Source organism: Pseudomonas sp. NBRC 111138 (assembly GCF_001320835.1).
Lineage (GTDB): Bacteria > Pseudomonadota > Gammaproteobacteria > Pseudomonadales > Pseudomonadaceae > Aquipseudomonas > Aquipseudomonas paracarnis.
The window spans coordinates 1-25671 of record NZ_BCBO01000143.1 but is presented as its reverse complement, the minus strand read 5'-3'; the positions used below and the strand labels follow the sequence as shown (position 1 = coordinate 25671).

At 60.8% G+C, this 25671-nt stretch carries 23 protein-coding genes; 16 read left to right on the top strand and 7 right to left on the bottom strand.

The window, feature by feature from the left end; all coding sequences use genetic code 11:
- The first annotated feature begins 88 nt into the window (after positions 1-88).
- Complete coding sequence (locus APH41_RS24700; protein WP_003190355.1) at positions 89-361, top strand: DUF1652 domain-containing protein; 273 nt, start codon at positions 89-91, stop codon at positions 359-361.
- Here APH41_RS24700 and APH41_RS24695 read toward each other — a convergent pair.
- The 3 genes from APH41_RS24695 to APH41_RS24685 all read right to left on the bottom strand — a co-directional run bounded on the left by APH41_RS24695 (position 324) and on the right by APH41_RS24685 (position 2623).
- On the bottom strand, positions 324-1517 hold the full coding sequence (locus APH41_RS24695) for an MFS transporter (protein ID WP_034127072.1): 1194 nt from the start codon (positions 1515-1517) through the stop codon (positions 324-326). The genes APH41_RS24700 and APH41_RS24695 overlap by 38 nt on opposite strands.
- A gap of 88 nt (positions 1518-1605) precedes the next feature.
- The gene (locus APH41_RS24690) at positions 1606-1914 is read right to left on the bottom strand and encodes an RcnB family protein (RefSeq protein WP_054895758.1); all 309 of its coding nucleotides are present in this window, start codon (positions 1912-1914) and stop codon (positions 1606-1608) included.
- Between the two features lie 217 nt (positions 1915-2131).
- On the bottom strand, positions 2132-2623 hold the full coding sequence (locus APH41_RS24685) for a transposase (RefSeq protein WP_054922054.1): 492 nt from the start codon (positions 2621-2623) through the stop codon (positions 2132-2134).
- Positions 2624-2892: 269 nt separating this feature from the next.
- Between APH41_RS24685 and APH41_RS24680 the strand changes: the two genes are divergently transcribed.
- The 4 genes from APH41_RS24680 to APH41_RS24665 all read left to right on the top strand — a co-directional run bounded on the left by APH41_RS24680 (position 2893) and on the right by APH41_RS24665 (position 7935).
- Positions 2893-3450: a helix-turn-helix domain-containing protein gene (locus tag APH41_RS24680; RefSeq protein ID WP_054922052.1), complete on the top strand. Its 558-nt coding sequence runs from the start codon at positions 2893-2895 to the stop codon at positions 3448-3450.
- 11 nt (positions 3451-3461) lie between these two features.
- Positions 3462-4808 (top strand): glutamine synthetase family protein, encoded by a 1347-nt coding sequence (locus tag APH41_RS24675; RefSeq protein WP_054922049.1) that lies wholly within the window; start codon positions 3462-3464, stop codon positions 4806-4808.
- 19 nt (positions 4809-4827) lie between these two features.
- Positions 4828-5928, top strand: a complete 1101-nt coding sequence (locus APH41_RS24670; RefSeq protein WP_054922047.1) for a DNA alkylation repair protein — start codon at positions 4828-4830, stop codon at positions 5926-5928.
- A 147-nt stretch (positions 5929-6075) separates the two neighbouring features.
- Positions 6076-7935, top strand: coding sequence for a DUF3857 domain-containing transglutaminase family protein (locus APH41_RS24665; protein WP_054922045.1), 1860 nt, complete (start codon positions 6076-6078; stop codon positions 7933-7935).
- 130 nt (positions 7936-8065) lie between these two features.
- Here APH41_RS24665 and APH41_RS24660 read toward each other — a convergent pair whose 3' ends face one another.
- Positions 8066-8959 carry a LysR family transcriptional regulator gene (locus APH41_RS24660; protein WP_054922043.1) on the bottom strand — a complete coding sequence of 298 codons (894 nt, stop codon included), beginning with the start codon at positions 8957-8959 and terminating at the stop codon, positions 8066-8068.
- A 128-nt stretch (positions 8960-9087) separates the two neighbouring features.
- Here APH41_RS24660 and APH41_RS24655 point away from each other — a divergent pair, with 128 nt between their 5' ends.
- From APH41_RS24655 to APH41_RS24630, 6 genes are all read left to right on the top strand, one after another.
- Positions 9088-10755 carry a GMC family oxidoreductase gene (locus APH41_RS24655; RefSeq protein ID WP_054922041.1) on the top strand — a complete coding sequence of 556 codons (1668 nt, stop codon included), beginning with the start codon at positions 9088-9090 and terminating at the stop codon, positions 10753-10755.
- Positions 10756-10849: 94 nt separating this feature from the next.
- The gene (locus APH41_RS24650) at positions 10850-12472 is read left to right on the top strand and encodes an MFS transporter (protein WP_054895765.1); all 1623 of its coding nucleotides are present in this window, start codon (positions 10850-10852) and stop codon (positions 12470-12472) included.
- A gap of 221 nt (positions 12473-12693) precedes the next feature.
- Positions 12694-14643, top strand: coding sequence for a DNA topoisomerase III (locus tag APH41_RS24645; RefSeq protein ID WP_054922067.1), 1950 nt, complete (start codon positions 12694-12696; stop codon positions 14641-14643).
- Positions 14644-14772: 129 nt separating this feature from the next.
- Positions 14773-15213 (top strand): CBS domain-containing protein, encoded by a 441-nt coding sequence (locus APH41_RS24640; protein WP_034127063.1) that lies wholly within the window; start codon positions 14773-14775, stop codon positions 15211-15213.
- Positions 15214-15222: 9 nt separating this feature from the next.
- Positions 15223-16068, top strand: coding sequence for an NAD-dependent protein deacetylase (locus APH41_RS24635; protein ID WP_054922038.1), 846 nt, complete (start codon positions 15223-15225; stop codon positions 16066-16068).
- Between the two features lie 595 nt (positions 16069-16663).
- Positions 16664-16993, top strand: coding sequence for a hypothetical protein (locus APH41_RS24630; RefSeq protein WP_003190335.1), 330 nt, complete (start codon positions 16664-16666; stop codon positions 16991-16993).
- Positions 16994-17051: 58 nt separating this feature from the next.
- On the opposite strand, the gene APH41_RS24625 is transcribed toward APH41_RS24630, so the two are convergent.
- Positions 17052-17954 carry a LysR family transcriptional regulator gene (locus tag APH41_RS24625; RefSeq protein WP_034127061.1) on the bottom strand — a complete coding sequence of 301 codons (903 nt, stop codon included), beginning with the start codon at positions 17952-17954 and terminating at the stop codon, positions 17052-17054.
- A 133-nt stretch (positions 17955-18087) separates the two neighbouring features.
- Here APH41_RS24625 and APH41_RS24620 point away from each other — a divergent pair, with 133 nt between their 5' ends.
- The 3 genes from APH41_RS24620 to APH41_RS24610 are packed head-to-tail and all read left to right on the top strand — an operon-like array spanning position 18088 to position 20670.
- Positions 18088-18786, top strand: coding sequence for a CoA transferase subunit A (locus tag APH41_RS24620; RefSeq protein WP_003190329.1), 699 nt, complete (start codon positions 18088-18090; stop codon positions 18784-18786).
- Positions 18787-18817: 31 nt separating this feature from the next.
- Positions 18818-19477 carry a CoA transferase subunit B gene (locus APH41_RS24615; RefSeq protein WP_005786928.1) on the top strand — a complete coding sequence of 220 codons (660 nt, stop codon included), beginning with the start codon at positions 18818-18820 and terminating at the stop codon, positions 19475-19477.
- An 11-nt stretch (positions 19478-19488) separates the two neighbouring features.
- Positions 19489-20670, top strand: a complete 1182-nt coding sequence (locus tag APH41_RS24610) for an acetyl-CoA C-acetyltransferase (RefSeq protein WP_003190325.1) — start codon at positions 19489-19491, stop codon at positions 20668-20670.
- Between the two features lie 241 nt (positions 20671-20911).
- Here APH41_RS24610 and APH41_RS24605 read toward each other — a convergent pair whose 3' ends face one another.
- A complete protein-coding gene (locus APH41_RS24605; protein ID WP_054895767.1) occupies positions 20912-21334 on the bottom strand; it encodes a PaaI family thioesterase in 423 nt (140 codons plus the stop codon).
- A 157-nt stretch (positions 21335-21491) separates the two neighbouring features.
- Between APH41_RS24605 and APH41_RS24600 the strand changes: the two genes are divergently transcribed.
- A complete protein-coding gene (locus APH41_RS24600; RefSeq protein ID WP_034127059.1) occupies positions 21492-22286 on the top strand; it encodes a DUF4349 domain-containing protein in 795 nt (264 codons plus the stop codon).
- Here the strand turns inward: APH41_RS24600 and APH41_RS24595 are convergent, their stop codons facing one another.
- Positions 22287-23372, bottom strand: a complete 1086-nt coding sequence (locus APH41_RS24595; RefSeq protein WP_034127058.1) for a DUF1615 domain-containing protein — start codon at positions 23370-23372, stop codon at positions 22287-22289. It lies immediately after the preceding gene.
- 273 nt (positions 23373-23645) lie between these two features.
- On the opposite strand from APH41_RS24595, the gene APH41_RS24590 reads away from it, so the two are divergent.
- Positions 23646-25671 (top strand): DUF6531 domain-containing protein (locus APH41_RS24590; protein ID WP_177333594.1); only part of this gene is annotated, 2026 nt, incomplete at its 3' end.

The window sequence follows — 25671 nt, the reverse complement described above, 5'->3', positions numbered from 1 at the left end:
TAGTGCGTCTAGTGCGAATTCGCCTTATTGAGCGGCGGTGCAAGCAATAACCTTCAAGGGATCGTATTTATGCCTAGAAGGAACCCGCATGTTTACCCTCTCTCAGCTGCGCAACTGCATCGAAGAAGGCCTGTCACCGCTGACGTGCGAATTCACCCTGTGCCGGGACGCGTCCTTGACCCTCAAGGTCTACGATGCCGAGACCGGCCGCGTCGACCTGGTGGTTACTGGCATCAGCACCAACCGCCTGCAGACCCCGCAGGAAGTAGCGAAAATGGTGGATGAATTGCGCTACGAGCTGCAAAGCAACAACGTCGGCAAGCTCACGCTGGATGATTTGCCTTTATCGCCGCTCCCATGAAATAAAACACCCCGCCGGCAACGATAAACGCCCCCAGCATGTAGAACATGTAATGGGCCGGCAGGCTGGCCAACACCAGCCCACACAGCACCGGCCCCAGCGCCGCACCGAGGTTGGACAGGTTTTGCGCCCCGTAATACATGCCCCGCAGGTGGTCCGGGGCAATTCGGTCGATAAACATGTATTCGGCCGGAAACACGATGATCTCCCCGACGGTGAACACCGCCATCGCCAGCACCCAGCCCACCACGCTGGTGGACAGCCCGAAGCCAATCAACCCCAGCATGAACATGCTCAAGCCAGCGATCAGCCACTGGCTCAGGTAACGGTGCGAGATGCGCCGGCCAATCAAGTACTGCAAGGCAATCACTAGCACGGCGTTGGTGGTCAGCACCGCGCTGATCACCGTGTAGGTGTATTCGGCGGTCGTGGTGGTCACCAGGTATTGCGACAGATAGGCCGTGAACTGGCCGAACACCACCGCGCTGAGTAAACCGCCGAGGGTGAAGCACACCAGGCGACGGTCCTGCAGCAAAACGCGGGCGACGGCAAGGAACGGCAGCGGCTTTTGCGTGGCGTCCACCGTGGCCAAGTTACGGTCACCCCAGCGCCCGTACAGCAGAAAAAACCCCAGCCCCAACAGCGCCGACAGAATAAACGGCAGGCTGATATCCAGCTTGGCCACCATCGCGCCAAAGAACGGCCCCACGGCATAGCCGATATTGGTAAGCGTGTATTTGATGGAAAACACTTCGCTGCGCGCGTCTTCGGGCAGCAGGCTGGCGAAGCCGGCTTTCACCGCAATATCGATGACGGCGTAGGCCAGGTTGATCAGGATCAGGCAGCCATAGAACGACCAGATATTTTGCGCCAGCACCGTGCCGATAAACCCCAGCACAAACACCAGGCTCAAGCCGAGCAACAGGCGATAGCTATTGATGCGGTCGACCAGGAAACCACCGTAGACACTGAGTAGCGAACCGACGATCAGCGAACTGCCGATTACCAGGCCGACCTGGGTAATGTCCAAGGCGAAATGGCTGGTGAGGTAGATCACGAGATAAGGAAAAGTGATGGCCTTGGCCAGCGTAAGCAGCAACGTGGCGCACAGCAACAGGTTCACGGTGCGGGGGTAGTTTCTGATGGTGGCAAGCATCCTGCTCTCGTTCTTCAAAGGTAACGCGACCATTGCGGTCGGTTACCTTAACGCAAGAAACATGAAACGAGCAGATGCCCCGGCGGGATTATTTCTTGACTGGCGTAATCTCGAGGATGGTGCCGTTGGTGGTCTTGAGCAGGACGTACTTGTCGCCTACGCGCGCCCACTGGCTTTCTTCTTCGGGCTGCTTCAGGCCGCGCTTTTTCCAATCGCTGATGGCCGACTCCTTGCGCATCAGGATATCCGGAGCGCGGTCGCCTTCTTTCAAATCACGAGCGTTGATGTTTGAAGGTTGCACGGTTTCCTGAGGGGTATCGCCGGCCTGCACTACAGCGCTGACGGAGGAAAAGCTGGCAGCGACCAGCAGGCAAGCGGCTAAGGTTTTCGACTTCATGGGTGCTCCTTCAATTAATGGTGCGTACCCAGATTCCGACCGCGGCGGCGCGTAATCATTCAGCCGTATTTCCCTGTGGCCAGAGATTGCTCCCGCTGGGCTGCGCAGCGGCCCCAATCCATTCACCGCATGTTTTCAGTGGGTACGCGGTCGGGCTTTTTGGGGCAGCTTCGCGGCCCAGCGGGAGCAAGCTCCCTCGCCACAGGGGGGTACACCGTTATAGCCAGGCGGCGTCCCAGAGCGAGTAGTCGCCAACATGCTCGACCAGTCCGGCTCGCAGTGGGTTGGCGATGATGTAGCGAGCAGCCTTGATAAGGTCTTCATCGGCCCGCACCGCACGATCATGATAGCCGTACTGCCAAAAAGCACCGTGCGTGCGACGGGCTCGGTTGATGGTCAGTGTGCTGCGCGACTTCACCCGTTTCATCACTTCAGGCAGCGTCGCGCCTCGCAATTCAAATAACCAGTGAAGGTGGTCCGGCATAATGCCCCAAGCCAGCGAGTTGACCAGTCCAAGGTCATGGGCTCGTTTGAGCTCGGCAACCAATAGCCGCCCCAGGTAAAGATCGGCAAATACCGGGCGACGTTGATAAACCACGGCAGTCACCAAATAAGCTCGACCAGGTTCTGAATAACGGCCACGTCGCAACAAATGAGAGTTGGGCTTGTGAAGCAATCCTTTGCTCCCCTGAATGGTTGAATGGTCCATTCAACCTAGCAGGCACCTGAGATGTCCCTGCCCAATACAGTTTCCCCATATTTCCCAATCCTTTGTGGCGAGGGAGCTTGCTCCCGCTGGGCTGCGCAGCAGCCCCAAAAAGCCACACCGCGCATCCACTGAACGCATGCGGTGAATGGGTTGGGGCCGCTTCGCTGCCCAGCGGGAGCAAGCTCCCTCGCCACAAGGGTTTGTGCATAGGGTTTGCGAGCGTGAAAATAATCGTGTAATTTTTCATGAAATTATTCGAATTAAATTTCATGACCCCTCAAGAAGAACTCGCCACCCTCGCGGCGCTGATCCACGACCTGCGCAAGCACAAGAAGCTCACCCTGGCCCAACTTGCGCAAAAAATCGAACGGTCGGTGGGGTTTCTGTCCCAGGTCGAACGTGGCCTGTCGCGCCCGACCGTGGCCGATTTAACCGCCATCAGTCACGCCCTCGATGTGCCCACCACCTATTTCTACAGCCTGCCCAAACCCAAGGCGGTGGATTGGGTCACACGCCCCAACGAGCGGCGCACGGTGTATTACGCCAATGGCATCACCGACATCCTGGTGTCTCCGAGCATGAACGGTGCGTTCTCGATGCTCGATAGTCTGTTGGCCCCCGGTGCCAACAGCGGTGAGCAAAGCATGAGCGACCGCGCCGAGCAGGCCGGTTTTGTGCTGGAGGGCGAGCTGACGCTGTGGGTTGAGGGTGAGCCCGATGCGGTCACCCTCTACGAAGGCGACAGTTTCCACCTCGCCAGTTTCGCCCACTGCCGCTACGCCAACCTGACCGACCTGCCCGCCCGCGTCTTGTGGGTTTACAACTAGGAGCTGCACCCGTGAAAAGCCATTCCTCCACGTTGCTGGCCGAAGTACGCAGCTTTCGCCAGAACCACCCCGACGTGCGCTATGTCGACCTGATCGCCCTGGACATTCCCGGGCATTTCTACGGCAAGCGCTACCCCGTGGAGATGCTTGAAAAAGTCGCCGCTGGCAGCCCGCTGAAGCTGCCGCAGAATGCGGTATTGCTGGGGGTCCAGGGGGGGTTGTTCAAGATTGGCGACTACTGCTTCAACGATGGCGACCCGGATGCCAATCGCCGATTGGTGCCCGGCACGCTCAAACCGGTGAACTGGGAGTCGCAGCCATTGGGGCAAATGCTCATCACCTCGGACGGCACCGAAGCGCCCATCGAGTTCGAACCCCGCGAAGTCCTGGCCAAGGTCCTGGAACGCTTGCAGCATCAGGGCATTCATCCCGTGGTGGCGTTTGAGCTGGAGTTCTACCTGTTCGATAAACAGCTGGAAAACGGCCTGCCGCAATTCGCCCGCGACCCGCTCAGTGGGGATGCCGACGACCAGCCCAACCTGCATATCGAACGGCTGTCGCGTTTCAGCGACGTGCTCGACGACATGGCGCAAACCGCCAAGGACCAAGGCATCGACATCACGGTGATCACCGCCGAGATCGGCCCCGGCCAGTTCGAGATCAACTTCGGCCACTGCGATGACGGCCTGCGCGCCGCCGACTGGGCCGCCCTGTTCTGCCGCAGCACCCGTGGCGTTGCGCTCAAGCATGGTTACCGCGCCAGCTTCATGGCCAAACCCTATCTGCAATTTCCCGGCAGCGGCATGCACGTGCATGTCAGCCTTTACGACGCAGCGGGCAATAACTTGCTAGCGACCCATCAGCAGCAGCCATTGCGCCACGCCGTAGCCGGTTGCCTGGAATTGCTGCCCCACTGCATGCCGATCTTCTCGCCCAACCACAACGCCTTCCGTCGCCTGGGCGGCACGGTCAACGCTGCGACGCGGGCGAGCTGGGGCTTTGAAGACCGCGATGCCTGTGTGCGCATCCCCGAGTCCGACCCGCGCAACCTGCGGATCGAGCACCGCCTGGCCAGCGCCGATGCCAACCCTTACCTGGTGCTGGCGGCAATCCTGGTGGGCCTGGAGCACGGGCTTGAGGCCAAGCGCGAACCCATCGCGCCATTGAACGAAGACCGCAACAGCGGCACCGATTTCCCGGTGGAAATGCTCGACGCCGTGCGTGCCATGCAGCAGCAACCAATACTGCGCGACAAGCTGGGCGCGGAATTTGTCGAAGTGTATTGCGAGAACAAACGCCAGGATCACCTGGCCTTTCAACAAGAGATCCATGCGCGAGAATATCGCTGGTTTCTCTGACCCCACCATGGAAATGCAGATGAGCGACCAAGCCGCCCCGGCCCTCAAGGAAATCTTCAACATCGAACGCCTGCAACACATCGCCACCGAAATGACTGTGGTGTACCCGGCGTTCGACGCCAAGGGTTTTCTCCAGCACGCTTGCGTCGGGCTGGCCGAGTTATCGGTGATGCAACGCATGGCCCGGGTCAGCGAGAGCCTGCACGCGGTGATCCCGCTGGATTATGCGCAAACCCTCAAGCTGCTTTACGCTCTGGCACCGCGCATCAACAGCGGCTTTGTCAGCCTGTTCCTGGCGCATTACGTGGCGAGTTATGGCCTGGGTGATTTCAAACGTTCAATGGCCGCGCTGAAGTTTTTCACCACCTTTGGTTCGGCCGAGTTCGCCATTCGCCACTTCTTACTGCACGACTTCGAGCGCACCTTGGCAGTGATGCAGCAATGGTCGCTGGATGGCAACGAACACGTACGCCGCCTGGCCAGTGAAGGCTCACGCCCTCGCCTGCCTTGGTCGTTTCGCCTCGCCAACGTGCAGGCCAACCCCGAGTTATGTGCGTCGATCCTGGATAACCTCAGGGCCGACAGCAGCCTCTATGTGCGCAAGTCGGTGGCCAACCACCTCAATGACATCACCAAGGACCACCCCGACTGGGTGCTCAACGTGATCGAAGGCTGGAACCTGGCCAACGCCCACACCGCCTGGATCGCTCGCCATGCGTTGCGCAGCTTGATCAAGCAAGGCGACACCCGCGCGCTGACGATCATGGGGGCCGGAGCCAAGGCTGAGGTGACGATCCGTGGACTGAGCGTCACCCCCGCCGTGATCCGATTGGGCGAGCGGATCAATCTGTCATTCCAGCTGGAATCCACCGCCAACCACGCGCAAAAACTGGTGGTGGACTACGCCATCGACTACGTAAAAAGCGCTGGCCACAGCGCATCCAAAGTGTTCAAGCTCAAGGCTTTTACCTTGGGCGCCGGCGAACGGCAGACCATCAACCGCGAGCAGCACATCCGCGAATTGACCACGCGCAAGCACTACCCCGGCACGCATCGGATACATGTTTTGATCAACGGTGAACGCCTGGCCAGTGCAGAGTTCGAACTGCTGAAACCTTGACACAAATCAAACAAAAGGCTCTAGCCCGGGCCTTTCAGCCCGATAAATTGTCGAACAATCCTGGCCTTTGCCGTTGAGATCCATTATCATCCGGCGCCTTCTCGCTACCCGCCGGGTAGCTGTTTCAATGTGTCACCCGAGGCGCCCATGTACCGTTTTTCGTTTCACCGCCCTTTGATTGCCATCAGCCTGGGGCTGGTTTCCCATTCCGTCAGCGCAGCCCTGCAACCCATAGCCGAAGCCCCGCTGGCCAGTGACACCGAGCTGCACTGCCACTTCAACCGCGACGCCAGCACAGACTGCACCACCACTTACCGCTACACGATCCTCAAGGCCAACGGCCGCGAAATGCTTTCGCGCATCGACTTCGACTACTCCGAAGCCGACACCTTTGAAGTGGTCAGCGCTCAATCCACCCAGCCTGGCGCCAAGCCCGTCGCCCTGGCCGCCACGCAAATCGATACCCGCAGCGCACCCAACCCGGACCAAGGCTTCAGCCGCGACAAGCAAACCTCCCTGGCCTTCCCCAACCTGCGCGTGGGCACGCAGATCCGCTACACGGTACGCCAGCATTACCCGGCCAAACCGCTGATGACCCAGTTCCACTATGTGCTCAAATTCGGGCCCAGCTCAGCCCGCCGCGATCGCTTCAAGGCGCGCTTTACCGCCGAACGGCCGATCCAGTGGCGAAGTGAATTGTTCGACGGTTTCAAGGTAACGCCTTCGAGCAACGGCAAGACCCTGGATGTGGTGCAAAAAGCCCCGACCTACCTCAACTACATCAATGAATCCTCCGCCGCCGCACTACTGCGCGTCCCACGCCTGGAAGTGGGGAGCGCCGTGGACCGCCAGGCGTACTTCAGTGATTTCGCCCAGCGTTACAACCAGATCCTCGGCGCCACCCTGCCGGCGCAAGCCGCCGCCGCCGTGGCCGCCGCACGCAGCCTGGCGCCAGCTGAGCAAGTCGCGGCAATGATGCAGCACATCAATGATCACTACCGCTACCTGGGTGACTGGCGCGCGACCGAGCGCGGCTATGTGCCGTTCAGCCTGGCGGAAATCGAGCAGCACGGCTACGGCGACTGCAAGGACCTGGCGACGCTGCTGACGGCCATGCTCAAAGCCAGTGGCATCAAGGCTGAGACCGCGTGGGTCAGCCGTGGCGACGTGGTCGATGCCCTGCTGATTCCTGGCACCCAGGCGCCGAACCACGCCATCGTGCGTGCCGAAGTGAATGGCCAGGTGTGGTGGCTTGACCCGACCAACCCGGTCTTCGCCCCTGGCCAGACCATGCCCGATATTCAGGACCGCTGGGTGTTGGTCAACGATGCGCAGGGCCAGGTGCGCGAAGAACACATCCCACTGGAGCGCCCCGAAGTCTCGATACGCCTGGACAAACAGGTGCAGTACGGCAAAGAGGGAGATGGCGCGGTCAAGGCGACTATTACCTTCAGCCGCCTGCCGCTGATGCAACTGAGCGTCGCAGACCGCCAGCAAGGCACCACCGCCACCGACCAGAACATCTGCGCCAACTTCGGCAACGATATCAGCGACTGCCAGATCACCCGCGAACCCACCCGCTTTGTGGTACATGACGGCTACAGCGTCACCGCCCGCATGAACGATCAGCGCGCCCTGGAAAAACTGGCCAATGACTATGTCTACACCGACCCGTCCTTGAAAGACCGCTGGGAGGGCTACATCAACTATCGCCGCCAGGGGCAACAGGCCGACCTTTACCTGGGCAATCCTGAAACCTATGACTACACCTACACCCTGGCAGGCGGGAAGATGGAAAAAGCCATCCCCGGCTGCAAGGTACGCTCGCCCTGGTACGACCTCTACCTGGACGGAAAACTGGAGGACGGCTCGCTGCGCTATCACTATCGCCTGAGCCAGAAAAAGCGCTGGCTGACCCATGCCGAAGTCACCAGCGATGCGTTCGGAAAGATGATTGAAGAGGCCCGGGCCTGTGCCGAGCAGGTGCATCAGGTAGTAAAGCTCTAGACTGTCCCTGACACACCACGATCCAAATGTGGGAGCTGGCTTGCCTGCGATGACGGCCGGTCAGCTTGCCCATCGGTGACTGACACCGCCATCGCAGGCAAGCCAGCTCCCACATTTTAATCCGTGTGTGTCAGCGGGATTCGCCGAGCAACAAGCCCTGCTCCCTTGCGCACAGCTCCACCACATAATCCCACAACACCCGCAACCGCACCGACTTGTGCAGCTCCCGGCGCGAACTGATCCAATAGCTGCGCTGGATACCCTCCGCCGGTAGCAACGGCACCAACTCTCCATCCCCAGCCGCCATGAAACATGGCAACACCGCAATGCCCAACCCCGAACGCGCCGCCTGGTGCTGGGCGATCACGCTGGTGCTGTGGAACACCACCCGGGGGCTACGGCAGAAGCTGTTGAGGAACTTCAATTCCTGGCTGAACAGCAGATCATCGACATAATCGATCCAGGCATGGCCAGCGAGGTCTTCACGTTTTTCGATGGGCGGGTTACGCGCCAGGTAGGCACGGCTGGCGTACAGCGCCAGACGATAATCGGTGAGTTTGCGCGTCACCAGTTGATCGGCGCTGGGGCGTTCCAAGTGAATGCTGATCTCCGCTTCGCGATTGAGGATGCTGACGAAACGCGGCACCGCGACCAGCTCCACCTCCAAACCTGGATAGCGTTCAAACAACCCGCCCATGCGTGCGGCCAGAAACATCACGCCCAGCCCTTCGGCTACACCAAGGCGAATCTTGCCCAGGGGCGCCGCAGAGTGGGTGAGCTCGTCTTCGGCCAGCAGTGCCACGTTTTCCATAGCTTCGGCATGTTTGAGCAATGCTTCGCCAGCAGGCGTCAGCTCATAGCCCTGGGCGTGCTGTACGAACAGCGCCGTGCCGAGGCTTTTCTCGATGGCGTCGATATGCCGCGCCACAGTGGCATGCGTGGTTTTCAGGCGTTGAGCGGCGGTGAGCAGGCGGCCACTGCGCTGCAACTCGAGAAAAAACCGCAGGTCATTCCAGTCGAACATATCGCCTCCAGAGCCTGGGCCCGCCGGCGCTGTTTAAAAACGCACAGCGGGTGGGTAAAAACTAACATTTTTAAGACGAAAACTAACAACTAGGATGGGCCCAATAAGAAAAACAAGCGAGACCCCAGATGCCCAATGCAACTGCTGAATACGATTACATCGTCGTCGGCGCCGGCCCTGCCGGATGCCTGCTGGCCAATCGTCTGTCCGCCAACCCGGCTCACCGTGTCCTGCTGCTGGAAGCCGGTGGCCGCGACAACTACCCCTGGATCCATATCCCCGTCGGCTATCTTTTCTGCATCGGCAACCCACGCACCGACTGGTGCTTCAAGACCCAACCCCAAGCCGGCCTGCAGGGGCGCGCCTTGAGTTACCCACGGGGCAAAGTGCTGGGCGGCTGCTCGTCCATCAACGGTATGATCTACATGCGCGGCCAGGCCCAGGACTACGATGGCTGGGCGGCGGCGGGCAACGCGGGCTGGGCTTGGAAAGACGTACTGCCGCTGTTCAAACAGAGCGAAAACCATTTTGCCGGCGGCTCTGAATTCCACAACGAGGGCGGTGAGTGGCGCGTCGAGCAACAGCGCCTGTCGTGGCCGATCCTCGATGCGTTTCGTGAGGCGGCTGCCCAAAGCGGCATCGCCAATATCAATGACTTCAACCAGGGCGACAACGAGGGCTGCGGTTACTTCCAGGTCAACCAGAAAGCCGGTGTGCGCTGGAATGCGGCCAAGGCGTTCCTCAAGCCGATCCGCCAGCGCCCCAACCTCACCGTGCTGACTGAGGTAGAGGTTGAGCGTGTGCTACTGGAAAACGGTCGTGCCTCGCAGGTACTGGGACGCCAACACGGCCAGGCACTGAGCTGGAAGGCGTGCAAAGAGATCGTACTGTGCGCCGGCTCGGTGGGTTCGCCGGGCATTCTGCAACGCTCAGGGATCGGCCCTTCCCATGTGCTCAAGCCGCTGGGTATCAACGTGGTGCACGAGCTGCCAGGCGTTGGCGGCAACCTGCAAGATCACCTGCAACTGCGCCTGATCTACAAGCTGGAAAATGCCCGCACCCTGAACCAGATCGCCGGCACATTGTGGGGCAAGATGGGCATGGGCCTGCGCTACCTGTACGACCGCAGCGGCCCGCTGTCGATGGCGCCCAGCCAGCTTGGCGCGTTTGCCCGCTCCGGCCCGGAGCAAACCTCCGCCAACCTGCAATACCATGTGCAGCCACTGTCCCTGGAACGCTTTGGCGAACCGTTGCACGGCTTCCCGGCGTTTACCGCATCGGTCTGCGACCTGCGCCCGCAAAGTCGCGGCCGGGTGGATATCCGTTCGACCAACCCGGCGGATGCGCCGCTGATACAGCCTAATTACCTCAGCCACCCCGAAGACTTGCGCGTGGCCGCCGACGCTATTCGCCTGACCCGGCGCATCGTCGCCGCTCCGGCCCTGAGCCAGTTCACACCGGTGGAATACCTGCCCGGCGAAGCCCTGCAAACTGAAGAACAACTGCACGAGGCCGCTGCACGGATCGGCACGACGATTTTCCATCCGGTGGGCACCTGCCGCATGGGCGATGACAAAGACGCCGTGGTCGACAGCCAGCTGCGCGTACACGGCATTCCCGGCCTGCGCATTGCGGATGCGTCGATCATGCCGCGCATCACCTCCGGCAATACCTGCTCACCCACGCTGATGATCGCGGAGAAGGCCGCGCAGCTCATCCTGTCCCCAAACACTGTAGGAGCGAGCTTGCTCGCGAAAAACCCAACGGCACCGCGCACTACAAGGCACCCCGCGTAATCATTAACGATATTGAAGACGTTGAAAAAATAGCGGCGCCGAGGTCAGCGCCGACAGTGGAACAACAATAAATAATCACTGTGAGGGACACCCGATGTCAGAACATGCTCAACCCCTGGGCTCGGCGGCCAGTGCAAGTACCGCCAACGAATCAAGAAAGGTCATCTTCGCCTCCTCCTTGGGGACGGTGTTCGAGTGGTATGACTTTTTTCTCTACGGCGCCCTGGCGGCGGTGATCAGCAAGCAGTTCTTTGCCGGGGTCAACGACACCACGGCGTTTATCTTTGCCTTGATGGCCTTTGCCGCAGGCTTTGTAGTGCGGCCATTCGGTGCGCTGGTGTTCGGCCGGCTGGGCGATATGATCGGGCGCAAGTACACCTTCCTCGTGACCATCATCCTGATGGGCGTGGCAACCTTCTGCGTCGGGTTGCTGCCGACCTACGCCAGCATCGGCATTGCTGCGCCGATCATCCTCATTGTGCTGCGCATGCTGCAGGGCCTGGCGCTGGGCGGTGAGTACGGTGGCGCCGCCACCTACGTGGCCGAGCATGCGCCACCGGGCAAGCGCGGCCTGCACACCAGCTGGATTCAATCCACCGCCACCCTCGGCCTGCTGCTGTCGCTGCTGGTGGTGCTGGCCTGCCGTTACTTCACCGGCGATCAGTTCGAAGTGTGGGGCTGGCGCATTCCGTTCTTGTTTTCCATCGTGCTGCTGGGCATCTCGACCTGGATCCGCATGAGCCTGCACGAATCGCCCGCTTTCTTGAAGATGAAAGAGGAAGGCAAGGCCTGCAAGGCGCCGATTCGCGAGTCCTTCGGCAAATGGGAAAACCTCAAGGTGGTGCTGATCGCGCTGTTCAGTATCAACGGCGGGCAGGCGGTGACCTTCTACGCGGCGCAGTTTTATGTGCTGTTCTTCCTCACCCAATTCCTGCGCATGGACCCGGCCCTGGCCAATATGCTGTTGATCATCAGCGTGGTAATTGGCGCGCCGTTCTTTATCCTGTTTGGTTGGCTGTCGGACAAGGTCGGGCGCAAGCCAGTGCTGATGCTCGGCCTGCTGCTGGCGACCGCCCTGTACTTCCCGATCTTCAAGGGCCTGGCGCACTACACCAACCCGGCAATGGACCAGGCCAGCCGACAGGCGCCGATCACCGTACTGGCCGACCCGGCCACCTGCACCTTCCAGTTCGACCCGGTGGGCAAAGCTCGTTTTGACAGCCCCTGCGACAAGGTCAAGACCTTCTTGGTCAAACAGGGTCTGCCCTACAGCAGCGCCGCCGCCCCTGCGGGCAGCCCGGTGCAAGTGAGCGTGGGCGATGTGCGTATCGACGGCTTTGATGAAGCGGCCCTGCGTGGCGCCGTGGCCCTGGCCGGTTACCCGTCATCGGCGGATGTGGCCCAGGTCAACAAGCTGATGGTGGTGGTGCTGATCGTGGTGCTGATCTTCATCGCTGCTATGTGCTACGGGCCGTTGGCAGCGCTGATGGTTGAGCTGTTTCCGACGCGCATCCGCTACACCTCGATGTCCCTGCCCTACCACATCGGTAACGGTTGGTTTGGCGGGTTCCTGCCGACGGTGTCGTTTGCCTTGGTGGTGTATACCGGCGATATCTTCTATGGGTTGTGGTACCCGGTGGTGGTGACGGGCGTGAGCCTGATCGTCGGGTTGTTCTGCCTCAAGGAAACCCGGCATGTGGATATCGAAAACAACTGATACCTCTGCCCTGTAGGAGCGAGCTTGCTCGCGAAGAACCTGAGAGCAACGCGGGGCACCAGGCGCCCCGCGTCATCGTTAACGACCTTCGCGAGCAAGCTCGCTCCTACAGCGGCGTATGGCACCCACACAAATTGCTGTACATCCATACAGATAATGGTTGCTCAAACCCCTTCAAATAAGCATCCTGCAAGGCATCAACCCGATCTGATGTGATGACCATGCGGCTGTACCTCTGTGAAAAACCCTCCCAGGCCAAGGATATCGCGGCCGTGCTCGGTGCCAGCCGCCGCGGCGATGGGTGCTGGCTGGGTAATGGAGTCACGGTCACCTGGTGTATCGGCCACCTGCTGGAGACCGCACCGCCCGATGCCTACGACGCCAAATACAAACGCTGGGTGCTGGCAGACCTGCCGATCGTCCCGGATAAATGGAAGATGCTGGTCAAGCCCAAGACCGCCAGCCAATACAAGGCCGTCAAGCGCTTGCTGGGGGAAGCCCAGGAACTGGTGATCGCCACCGACGCCGACCGTGAAGGCGAGATGATCGCCCGTGAACTGGTGGAACACTGCCGCTACCGCGGGCCGATCCAGCGGTTGTGGCTGTCGGCACTTGACGACGCCTCCATTCGCAAGGCCTTGGCGGCGCTCAAACCCGGTGCAGAAACCTTCAGCCTGTATCACTCGGCCCTGGGGCGCTCGCGCGCCGACTGGCTGATAGGTATGAACATGAGCCGCCTGTTTACCCTGCTGGGGCGCCAATCCGGTTACCAGGGCGTACTCCCGGTAGGCCGGGTGCAAACCCCGACCCTGCGCCTGGTGGTGGACCGTGATCGCAGCATTGCCGACTTCGTGCCGGTGGCCTACTGGGCCATTGATGTCGACCTGCGCCACGAGCACATGACCTTCACCGCCCAATGGCGCGCCCCTGAGGATGCCTGTGACGACCAGGGCCGTTGCCTCAACCCGCAACTGGCGCGGGACACCGCCGACGCCATGCTCAACGCCGCCACGGCGCGGCTGGTGAAGCTGCGTACCGAGCGCATGCGCGAAGTGGCGCCCCTGCCCTTCGACCTCGGCACCTTGCAGGAGATCTGTTCGAAGAAGCTCGGCCTGGGTGCCCAGGAAACCCTGGATATCGCCCAATCCCTGTACGAAACCCACAAGGCCATCACCTACCCGCGCAGCGATTGCGGCTACCTGCCATTGAGCCAGCACAGTGAAGCGCCGAAGATCCTTGCGGCGCTGGGCCGTGCGGACACGGCGGTCAACGAGCTGATGTCGCACATCGACCCTCGGCGCCGTTCGCGGGCCTGGAACGACGCGAAAGTCAGCGCCCACCACGGCATCATCCCCACCGGAGCCGGCAAGGAGGTCAGCCAACTGACCGGCAAGCACCGTGCGGTCTATACGCTGATTCGTGCGCGCTACCTGGCGCAGTTCCTGCCCAACCATGAATACGACCGCACCCAGGCCGATTTCGACTGTGCCGGCCAGGCGTTGCGCGCGGTGGGCAAAGTCATTATTGAACCGGGCTGGAAACGCGCCTTGCCCGAAGCGCTGGCACCCGCCAAAGGTCGCGAAGCGCCTGCGCCCCAAGCTTTGCCGACGCTGGTGCAGGGCCACGACTATGCCGTGGCCAAGGTCAACCTCAAAGACCTGTGGACCCAGCCGCCCAAGCCCTTTACCGAAGGCGACCTGATCAAGGCCATGAAAAACGTCGCCAAGCTGGTGGAGGACCCGTTGCTCAAGCAAAAACTCAAGGACACCACTGGCATCGGCACCGAGGCCACCCGCGCCGGGATCATCCAGGGCTTGCTGGATCGCGGTTATCTGGTGAAAAACGGCAAGGCCCTGTCGGCAACCCCGGCCGCGTTCAGCCTGATCGACGCGGTGCCCCGCGCCATCGCCGACCCCGGCACCACCGCCATCTGGGAACAGGCACTGGACATGGTGCAAAGCGGCGAAATGAGCCTGGAGGAATTCGTCGCCAAGCAAGCGGCGTGGATGAGCAAGCAGGTGGCACGCTGTAACGGCATGCGCATGACTATCACTGGCCCCGCCAGCGCGGTTGGCCGAGGTGCGACGCCGTGGAAAAAGAAGCGCAAGGCCGCCCCACGTAAAGCTGGCACCAACCCCAAGCGCGGAAAAAAGCCGGCAAATGCGGGATAAATACCAAAAAAGACTGGCACATGACGTTTTTCGACAGGTTTAACGCCGCATTGGCCCTTGCTCCGGCGGGTTCGGTCTAGGATTCTGTAGGGGATCTGGACTACCAACAACAACACCGGAGTGGCCGCCATGAAGACCGTTGCACAACTGCTGAAAGCCAAGGACCAGAAAAACCAGGACGTCCACACGATCAAATGGGACCACACCGTATTTGAAGCGCTGGTGCGGATGTCGGAGAAAAACGTCGGTGCCTTGCCAGTGGTCAGGGATGACGTGGTGGTCGGCATCATCAGTGAACGGGATTACGCACGTAAAATCATGCTCAAGGGCCTCTCGTCAGTTACCACCAAGGTCCATGAGGTGATGAGCTCGCCGGTGATCACTGTGGATACTCACAAGAGTGTCGAGGAATGCATGAACATCATGACCGACAGTCACCTGCGCCACCTGCCGGTGGTCGAAGACGGCAAACTGCTGGGCCTGCTGTCTATCGGTGACCTGGTCAAGGAAGCAATTGCCGAACAAGCGGCCTTGATCCAGCAACTGGAACAGTACATCCGCGGCGAATAGGGGGAACCCATGCTCGACACGCTGGACCATCAGGAAGACCACCTCGATACTCTGCACCGGGCCATGTCCGGCCGGCGTTTCCTGGTGCTGACCGGCGCAGGGATAAGTACATCTTCGGGTATCCCGGATTACCGGGACGGGGAAGGTGTACGCCGGGGCAAGCCACCGATGATGTACCAGGAGTTCCTCGCCACTCCCGAGGCGCGGCGCCGCTACTGGGCGCGGGCGATGCTGGGGTGGCCACGGGTGCGCATTGCCCAGCCGAACAAGGCCCACCTGGCGCTCGCGACGCTGCAGCACCGTGGCCATATCAGCGGGCTGATCACGCAGAACGTCGACACCCTGCATGACCAGGCCGGCAGCCAGGATGTGATCGAGCTGCATGGCAGCTTGCATCGGGTGCTGTGCCTGGATTGCCAACTGCGCAGCGAGCGCGACGTGATCCAGCGGCAGATGGAGGTCGATAACCCGCACATGGCACAGGTTCATGCGGTGCAAGCGCCGGATGGCGACACCTTGCTTGATCCGGCGTTTGAACAGCACTTCCAGGTACCCCGCTGCCCGCACTGCAATGGCGAACGGCTGAAACCGGATGTGGTGTTCTTTGGCGAAAACGTCGCGCCGGCGACGGCGCTCAAGGCAATGACGGCGGTAGAGCATGCCGAAGGGCTGTTGGTGGTGGGGTCGTCGCTGATGGCCTATTCGGCGTTTCGCCTGTGCAAGGCGATGGTTGAACAGGGTAAGCCGGTGATTGCCATCAACCTGGGCAAGACTCGGGGGGATGAGTTGTTGCAGGTGAAGATCCAGGCGTCTTGCGAGCAACTGTTACCCTTATTGACCGAGAGATTGAGATAGCGACACATCAACATGTGGGAGCTGGCTTGCCTGCGATAGCAGTGTGTCAGGCATACATGTACCCACTGACGCACCGCCATCGCAGGCAAGCCAGCTCCCACAGGGTTCTGCGTAAATTCGCCACCAAAATCCCGCGACCCACCGCACAGAAAATGACGCCCAAGTCACGTTTTCGCGCATTCCCCCGTCCCCACGGCAATTTATGTAGTGAGCAAAAATAATCACTACATAACCGTTGACGTAACCTTTTTGTCCTTGCATGATCTAGACGTCTCTCGGATCGGGAGCGTTGGTAACAAGCGTTTCGAACAGGCTCGTCTGACCGCCGAGCTGTTTTTCCGGATGTGCACTGCCCACAAGGCAGATTGATGAAGTGACCGGCCCCGGAAGGGGCAGGTACAAGGCGCTCAAACGCGGCTTGTCTTCGCAATCAGAGCATTGCGTAGCAGTTCATCAGCAAGACTACATGCATCAGCTTCAAGACCCTGCCCATATTCGGCAGCCCGTCGCTGACGCCCGGTTTTAGTGACCGGAGACAACTTACTGGTATTAACGAATCAACTGATAGATCGCCAACTGGTCAAGGGGCTTACACATGAATCTGAACAACCAACCAACTATCGATGAATTGGCTGAGATGTTCGCAGCGCAGAAAGACACACTCGACGACCATATCCTGTGGATTGGCAAATCGGGCGAAGTGCAAATTGACTGCCTGGCGCCCCATACCGAAGAAGCCGAGTTTGACCGTAACAACCGTGAGCTGGCGGCGCGCCTGAAGATGTACCGCCGTGGCCAGGGTTATGTCGGCAAGAAGGCCGCCGCTGATCGCAACTTTATCGAGCAAGTGTTCGACACACTTAACAATGCCTGGGCGTCTTTCAAAGACAGCTCGCAAGTTAAAGTGATCGACCGTTACTACTAAGTAGTGCTCAATCAATGTGGGAGTTGGCTTGCCAGCTCCCACATTTGTATTTACTGATTTAAAAAGTTGGAAACCTGCCCTTCCCCGCCTCATCCCGAAAGATATCAAACAACACCTGCGCCGCCGCCGACAGTTCATGCCCCGGCTTGGTCAGCACCCCAATCGGCCGCTCGATCACCGGGCCAGTCAAGGTAATGCAATGGGCTCCCGCCTCCTCCATCTGCCTGGCGCATAACGCTGGCACTGCACTAACCCCCAAACCGCTGGCAACCATCTTGCCCACCGTCGCCAGTTGATGGCTTTCCAAGGCAACGGGCAATTTCATCTGCAAGGCGCCGAGGTGTTCTTCCAGCATCACCCGCACAGTGGAAGGCCGCTGCAGGGTGATGAACGGCTGCTCCAACAAGGCTTTCCAGTCGATTTCAGCACGCTGTGCCAAGGGTGAATCCCCCGGGACCACGGCGACAAAGCGATCCAGGTACAACGGCGTGAACGCCAATGACGAACCATCGGACGGCTCGAACGCCACCCCCAGCTCCACCTGACGGTCGCGCACCATCTCCAGCACCTGCTCATTGATCAGGTCATGCACCGTCACGTTCACCTGAGGGTAACGGGCGCGGAATATCTTCAGGATCGGCGGCAACAGGTTGCCGGCGAACGACGGCATAGCGGCCACCGTGACGCGCCCGCGTTGCAAGGTAAAACGCTGGCGCAGCTCGTCTTCGGCGTTGTCCCAATCGGCAATCAGCCGGCGGGCCAGGGGCAGCAGGGACTCGCCTTCAGGGGTCAGCGCGACGTTACGCGTATTACGGCTGAACAGGCGCCCGCCCAAGCCTTCTTCCAGGCCCTTGATGGTCAAGCTCAACGCCGACTGGGAGAGGTGCAAACGCTCGCAGGCCGCGGCAAAACTCAGGCTTTGCGCGACGGCGAGAAAGGCACGCATCTGTTTAACGGTCATGACGCAGCTCCGGACGACGGTTGGACTATGCGGTTTTCTAAATCAATCAACCTTAAAAAACAACTTAACAAATCAATCCGCTGGCGCAACACTCAACTCACTGGCTGGACCACAAACAATAAAAGAGGTGCATATGGCAGGTTTCGATAAACGCGTGGCGTCCTATGAAGAAGCGCTGGCAGGCCTGGAAGACGGCATGACCGTGCTCTCCGGTGGTTTTGGCCTGTGTGGCATTCCGGAAAACCTCATTGCCGAAATCAAGCGCAAAGGCACCCGCGACCTGACGGTGGTTTCCAACAACTGCGGCGTCGATGGCTTCGGCCTGGGCGTGCTGCTGGAACAGAAGCAGATCAGCAAAGTGATCGCTTCCTACGTGGGTGAAAACGCCCTCTTCGAGAAACAACTGCTCAGCGGCGAGATTGAGGTGGTGCTTACCCCTCAAGGCACCCTGGCAGAAAAAATGCGCGCAGGCGGGGCCGGCATCCCGGCCTTCTTCACCGCCACCGGCGTCGGCACCCCCGTTGCCGAAGGCAAGGAGACCCGCGAATTCAAGGGTCGCCCGTATCTGATGGAAGAGTCCATCACCGGAGACTTTGCCATCGTCAAAGGCTGGAAAGCCGACCATTTCGGTAACGTTATCTACCGTCACACCGCCCAGAACTTCAACCCGCTGGCCGCCACCGCCGGCAAGATCACCGTTGTCGAAGTCGAGGAAATCGTCGAACCGGGCGAGCTGGACCCGGCGCAGATCCACACCCCAGGCATCTACGTCGACCGGATCATCTGCGGCACCTTCGAAAAGCGCATTGAACAGCGCACCGTCCGCAAATAATCCCCGTCCAGAACAATAAGAGGAAACAATCATGGCGCTTACCCGCGAACAAATGGCTCAACGCGTTGCCCGCGAGATGCAGGACGGTTACTACGTGAACCTCGGTATCGGCATTCCGACCCTGGTGGCCAACTACATCCCCGACGGCATGGAAGTGATGCTGCAATCGGAAAACGGCCTGCTTGGCATGGGCCCGTTCCCGACCGAAGAAACCATCGACGCCGACATGATCAACGCCGGCAAGCAGACCGTCACCGCACGCATCGGCGCCTCGATCTTCTCTTCCGCCGAGTCGTTCGCGATGATTCGCGGTGGGCATGTCGACCTCACCGTATTGGGCGCATTCGAAGTGGACGTACAGGGCAACATCGCTTCGTGGATGATCCCCGGCAAGCTGGTCAAGGGCATGGGCGGTGCCATGGACCTGGTGGCCGGCGCAGAAAACATCATTGTGATCATGACTCACGCATCCAAAGACGGTGAGTCCAAGTTGCTCAGCCAATGCAGCCTGCCGCTGACCGGTGCCAACTGCATCAAGCGTGTACTCACGGACCTGGCGTACCTGGAAATCGAAAATGGCGCTTTTGTCCTCAAGGAACGCGCACCTGGCGTCAGCGTTGAAGAGATTGTGAGCAAGACCGCCGGTAAACTGATCGTCCCGGACCACGTTCCAGAAATGCACTTCCAGTGAGGACAGATTCCATGCAAGACGTCGTGATTGTTGCTGCCACCCGCACCGCCGTGGGCAGCTTCCAAGGTTCGCTGGCGAACATTCCGGCCCCGGAACTGGGCGCCGCCGTAATCCGTCGCCTGCTGGAGCAGACCGGCCTGGACCCGGCGCAAGTGGATGAAGTGATCCTCGGCCAGGTGCTCACCGCAGGCAGCGGCCAGAACCCGGCCCGCCAGGCTTCGATCCTTGCCGGCCTGCCCCACGCCGTGCCGAGCCTGACCCTGAACAAGGTCTGCGGTTCGGGCCTCAAGGCTTTGCACCTGGGCGCCCAAGCCATTCGTTGCGGTGACGCCGAGGTGATCATTGCCGGTGGCATGGAGAACATGAGCCTGGCCCCGTACGTACTGCCTGCCGCACGCACCGGGTTGCGCATGGGCCACGCGAAGATGATCGACAGCATGATTACCGACGGCCTGTGGGATGCGTTCAACGATTACCACATGGGCATCACCGCCGAGAACCTAGTGGACAAGTACGGCATCAGCCGCGAAGCCCAGGACGCCTTTGCCGCCGCCTCCCAGCAAAAAGCCGCGGCCGCTATCGAAGCCGGGCGCTTTGCCGATGAGATCACGCCAATCCTGATTCCCCAGCGCAAAGGCGACCCGGTGGCCTTCGCGGTGGACGAACAACCCCGCGCCGGCACCACAGCCGAATCCCTGGCCAAGCTCAAGCCTGCGTTCAAGAAAGACGGCAGCGTCACCGCCGGCAACGCCTCCAGCCTGAACGACGGCGCTGCGGCCGTGCTGCTGATGAGCGCCGACAAAGCCAAGGCACTCGGCCTGCCCGTACTGGCGCGTATCGCCAGCTACGCCAACGCGGGCGTCGACCCGGCCATCATGGGCATCGGCCCGGTCTCGGCCACCCGCCGCTGCCTGGACAAGGCCGGCTGGCAGCTTGCGGACCTGGACCTGATCGAGGCCAACGAAGCCTTCGCCGCGCAATCACTGGCGGTGGGCAAAGAGCTGGAGTGGGACGCGCAGAAGGTCAACGTCAACGGCGGCGCCATCGCCATCGGCCACCCGATCGGTGCTTCAGGCTGCCGCGTACTGGTGACCCTGCTGCACGAAATGATCAAGCGCGATGCCAAGAAAGGTTTGGCAACGCTGTGCATCGGCGGCGGCCAAGGTGTCGCCCTGGCGCTCGAACGCAACTGAATCGGATCGCTATTGTGGCGAGGGAGCTTGCTCCAGTTGGGCTGCGTAGCAGCCCCACGCCAATAGAGCAACATAGAAAAGGCCTGGCTCCACGAAAAGCCAGGCCTTTTCTTTTATCGATCCCCCTGAATGAACTCGATCAAAATGTGGGAGCTGGCTTGCCTGCGATAGCGGTCTATCAGTCAGACCATTGCTAACTGACACACCGCTATCGCAGGCAAGCCAGCTCCCACATTTGATCTCACTGCCTGTCAGCTTGCGGCACCGCGAACACCGCGCTCGCCCGCAGCACCACCCGCTCCACCACCTGCAAACTCAACGTGGCGAACGCCATCTGCCGTCCGCGCTTGTGGCTTTCCAGACGCACCACCATCCACTCCCCTACCTGCACGGCGCCCAGGTAATCCACGGTCATGCTGGCGGTAATCAACGGCAACGGCGGCTCACTGGAAAACGCCATGGCGTACCCCATGCCGATATCGGCCAGCGTCGCCAGCACCCCGCCATGTACCGTACCGCGCCCATTGGCGTGACGATGATCGGCGCGCAAGCCGACTTCCAATTGCAAACCTTCGCCACGGCAATACGCCGGGCCGAGCAGTTCCAGCAACGGACTGCTGCGCGGCAACGGGACAAAGCCTTGGGGGACAGTCTGAGCGTTCATGGCGGATGCTTCCCTGGGGTGAGGCCTGAGGTGTACGCCAGCCCCGACCCGACAGCCACCACCATCAGCCGGGCAAATCCCGGGCAATGCTTTGCGTTAATGGGCCAGACCCGCTTTAATCTCGGCCAATTTCTCCTGCACATTTCAAGGAAACGCCATGCGCCACCTGGACGGCAACTCCCACCCGCTTCGCGCGCCGCTGTTGATCTTGCTTGCCGGCCTGGCCTTGGCCGGTTGTTCCCCCACGGACCACTCTCGCGCCACCGTCATCAATGGCGAACAGGGCAAGGCCGGGGCGCAACTGGCCTATGAGCATGAATTGACCCTGGCCCTGCCCGGCGCCCTGCTTGCGCCGCGTATGCAGGCCACTCGTGAGGCGTGTGAAACGGCGCGCTTTGGTGCCTGCAATATCCTTGGCATCACCGAAGACGGCCAAGGCGGCCAGATCATCCTGCGGATCGCGCCCACGGGTGTGGAGCCGATGGTCGCCCTGGCGGCCGAAGGCGGTAAGCTCGGCCAGCGCATCACCACTGCCGAAGACCTGGCCGATGCCGTGGCAGATGTGCGCCGTCGCCAGGACCGCCTGCAAGCCCAGCAGCAACGCCTCGATGAACTGGCCAAGCGCAAGGACATCACCGTCAGCGACCTGATCGTCCTGAGCAAAGAGCAAGCCGGCATTGAAAACGAGCTGCAGGAACTGGCTCAGGTTGCCGCCGGCCAGCAACGCCGCCTCGACACCAACCGCATGACCTTGAACTTCCGCTCCTCCGACGGCGCCAACCAGGTGTCAAGGTTCACCCGGATGTTCAGCAACCTGGGAGACAACCTGGTGAACGGCACCGCAGACGCCCTGGAACGTGCCAGCTATGTGCTGCCCTTCGTGATCCTGGCGTTCCCGGTGGTGTGGTTGTGGGTGGGCTTGTGGCGCCGGTTCGTCAAGCGCCGCAGTTGATCAGCGCTTCATGCAGCGCTGGTAGCGCTCATCCACGCGCTTGGCAAACCAGGCCGTGGTCAGGTTGCGGGTGATCTTCGGGCTCTTGAGCACAATACCCGGCAGGATCGCCCGTGGCAGCGGCTTGCCGGCCGCCTGGTCAGCCAAGGCGAAGACGCGCTTGTACAAGGTGGTGTCCTCGAAATCCAACTGCTCGCCCTGCTCCAGTTGGCTGCGGATGCTCGGGTTGCGCATATCCAACTTCGCCCCCAGTGAACGCACCGCCAACTCGGTGGTGCCGGGCAACAATGAGCCATAGCGGATCAAATCCCCATCCAGCGCCAGCTCTTTGCCTGAAACACGGCTGACCGCGGCCTGGAACGCGGCATTGCGGCTGGCGTACCAACCGGCATTGAAATCGGCAAAGCGGTACAGCGGCTGATCGTAGCTCACCGGGTAACCGAGCAAGTGGGCGATGCCGAAGTACATGCCGCCGCGACGGGTGAACACTTCGCGGCGAATCGTGCCGTCCACCGTGTAGGGATAACCCCGCGCCTGTTTCTGCGCAAAGTCGATACTGACCTGCATGGGGCCAGCAGTGTGTACCGGGTTGAACCCGCCAAACAGCGTATTGCCCAGGGGCACCATGCTGATGAAGTCGTCAAAAATCGCGCTCAGGTCCTTTTCCGTACGGGCGGCATTCAAACGGTCGGCGTAGGTTTTGCCGGTGGGCGAGCGCAGTTGCAAGGCGCTGCGCACCACGAATGCCGGCACGTGCACCTTGCCGGCGCGGCGCAAGATTTCATCCTGGGCGATCTTGCCCATGCCCGGCACTGGCGGGTCGACCTGATAGGTGGACTCCTGCTCGGTCACCGCCAGCACCGCACAGATGTTTTCGGTACTGGGGTAGATTTTCTGGGTGTCGAACGCGGTGTAGATGTCCTGGGCCCAACCGTTACGGTCCGCAACCTTGGCCGGCAGCAGGCGCACGATCTGCGCCTTCACCTCGGCTTCACTGCGCTCGGGCTGCTGGGGGCCACGGGAAGTTGAGCACCCGGCCAGTACCAGTAAAGGAATAAGGCAGAGCAGCAGACGCGTTGAATACATGAGGCTTCCTTGGTTAACGACGGGCCGGGCAGTGCTGATATCGACAGGTAAGTCTAACCGGGGTTCGTCGGCATGCCGAACCCAGTGCGTGGCAGTAACTGAAACATCCCACACAACTGCCGGATAAGCTCTACTCCTCACCCCGGCAAACCTCTGCAAAGTCCCTCGCCTGATCAAACAGTGCGAGGGAGTGCAGATGGTTTTTTTCGTGACGCGTGCGGTTGACGGGGCCGCCACTTGAACCCGGCCATTGGCAGGCTGGCGCTGACGCCAATGAACGTGGAAACGGTCGACGTCGAGGGCGTCTTCCGTGACTTTCGCGATTGCTTGAACACCTTTGACGAGTGGGCCAAAAGCTTTTGGAGCTTCTCCGCGCTGGACGTCGAACAGGTGTTCAAGGTCGGGGATGACGTCGCGCTGGTTGCCCCGGTCAATCGCTCCCTGTTTCCCAGCAGCACCGTCGCCACCTGCCAGGCCACGGGTACCTTGACCCTGGTGCATATGTTCCAGAGCACGAGGTTCGTACCCATCGGCAACACCCCGGTGATCGTGCAACGCGTTGATCCAAACGGCGGCCCGCTGGGCGAGCCCCTCCATAAGACCATCGGCCCCAGTGGCATCCTCGAAGTCACCGAGTGCGATCGCAACCAGCAATACCGGGTGAGTTTCTACCCCAACGTTTCCCAGGATCACCTCAAGGCGCTGTATACGTCCTACCACTCAGTGATCACAGCGTTGGAAGCCCGGCTGCGCAAAGAGTGGACCGACACCTTCCAGGCCCAGTGGAAAAACTACACAGACGCCCGCCCGCTTGAGCGGCGCCGCCTGCTGGAGGCGGCCTTTGTCAGTGGATTGGGCAAGGCGCTTTACAGCCTGTGGGACAACATTGGCGAACTGTCTGCGCTGCTGGCGGACCTCAAGCCCAACAGCGAAAAGCTAATGCACTACCTTTCGCAAACTGAGCTCGACGAACTGCTGACCCTGGGCAGTGATGCGATAGCCCAGGGCTTGTTGGTACTCAGTGACGAGCCGCTGCTGTTTATCTACCTGTCGGCGCTGGTCAGCTGGATGCGCATGCTCCCGCCGCCAGAGATGGCGGAACTGTGGGGTGAAATTACCGGTGAGGTGCTGATCAATCTACTGCTGATTCGCGTCTTGGGTGGGATGGGCGTGGTGGTGCGATTGGGGGCTCGTGTGCTCAGCCACGTCAAATCCGGGCGGGCGCGGGCGTTGTTGGAATTGCTGGCCAAGCAGGTGGCGGGGCCTCGACTGGAGCCCCATGTGGAGGCCGCAAAGCCGGTGTTGCTGAGCAGTGCGGCGATACCGGTCAAGGTGGTGCCGGTGGTGTCGTTGAAGGCAGGCGACACGCTGGTTTCGAACCCGGTGCCGATGGTGCGCGGCAAGACCCAGCGCACCACGTTGGTCCGTCAGGAGCCTGTCGATGATGTGCCGGCTGTGGCGTCGAACCCGAAGGGGGATGCGGCGGCGCCTGCGGATAAAACCGTCACCCACGGTTGTCCGGTGTCGATGGTCACCGGCGAGGAATTGCTGACCCTCACCGATGGCGCGCTGGATGGGATTTTACCGTTTGAGTGGACGCGGTTGTACCGCACCAGTGCTGTGGATGTGGATTGTGGGTTGGGGTTTGGCTGGAGTCATGGGCTGGCCCATCGGCTGGTGGTGTCGGGCGATTTGGTGGTGTGGACCGACCATGAGAACCGCTCGACTACCCTGCCCTTGCCCACCGATTCTCGGCCCGCGATCACCAATAGCCTGGCCGAAGCGGCGATCTACTTGGGTTCGGCGCCTGACGAACTGGTGCTGGCCCAAGCCTCGCGTTTCTACCACTTTCGCGACGGTGTGCTGACAACCATCAGCGATGCGTATGACAACCGTCTGCGCCTTTGCCGTGATCGCTCAGGACGGATTGAGCGGCTGGATAACGGTGCTGGTCGTTCCCTACTACTGCGCTATGAGCTGGACCGCATCGTCGCGGTGGACTACCAGGTTCATCGCGCCAAAGGGCGTGAGCCCTACGTTTGGGAAACCGAGCAGAACATCGTTTCCTACGCCTATGACGAAGCTGGCCGACTGGTGTGTGCGACCAATGCCGTCGGTGAAAGCGAGCGTTATCGGTACGACGATCAGCACGTCATTGTCGAGCGGCAGTTAGCCGGTGGGGCGAGTTTCTTCTGGGCGTGGGAAGGCGCGGGCAAGGCGGCTCGCTGCGTGCGGCATTGGGCGAGTTTTTCGCAGATGGACACGCGCTATGCCTGGGGCGATGACGGGCGTGTCACCG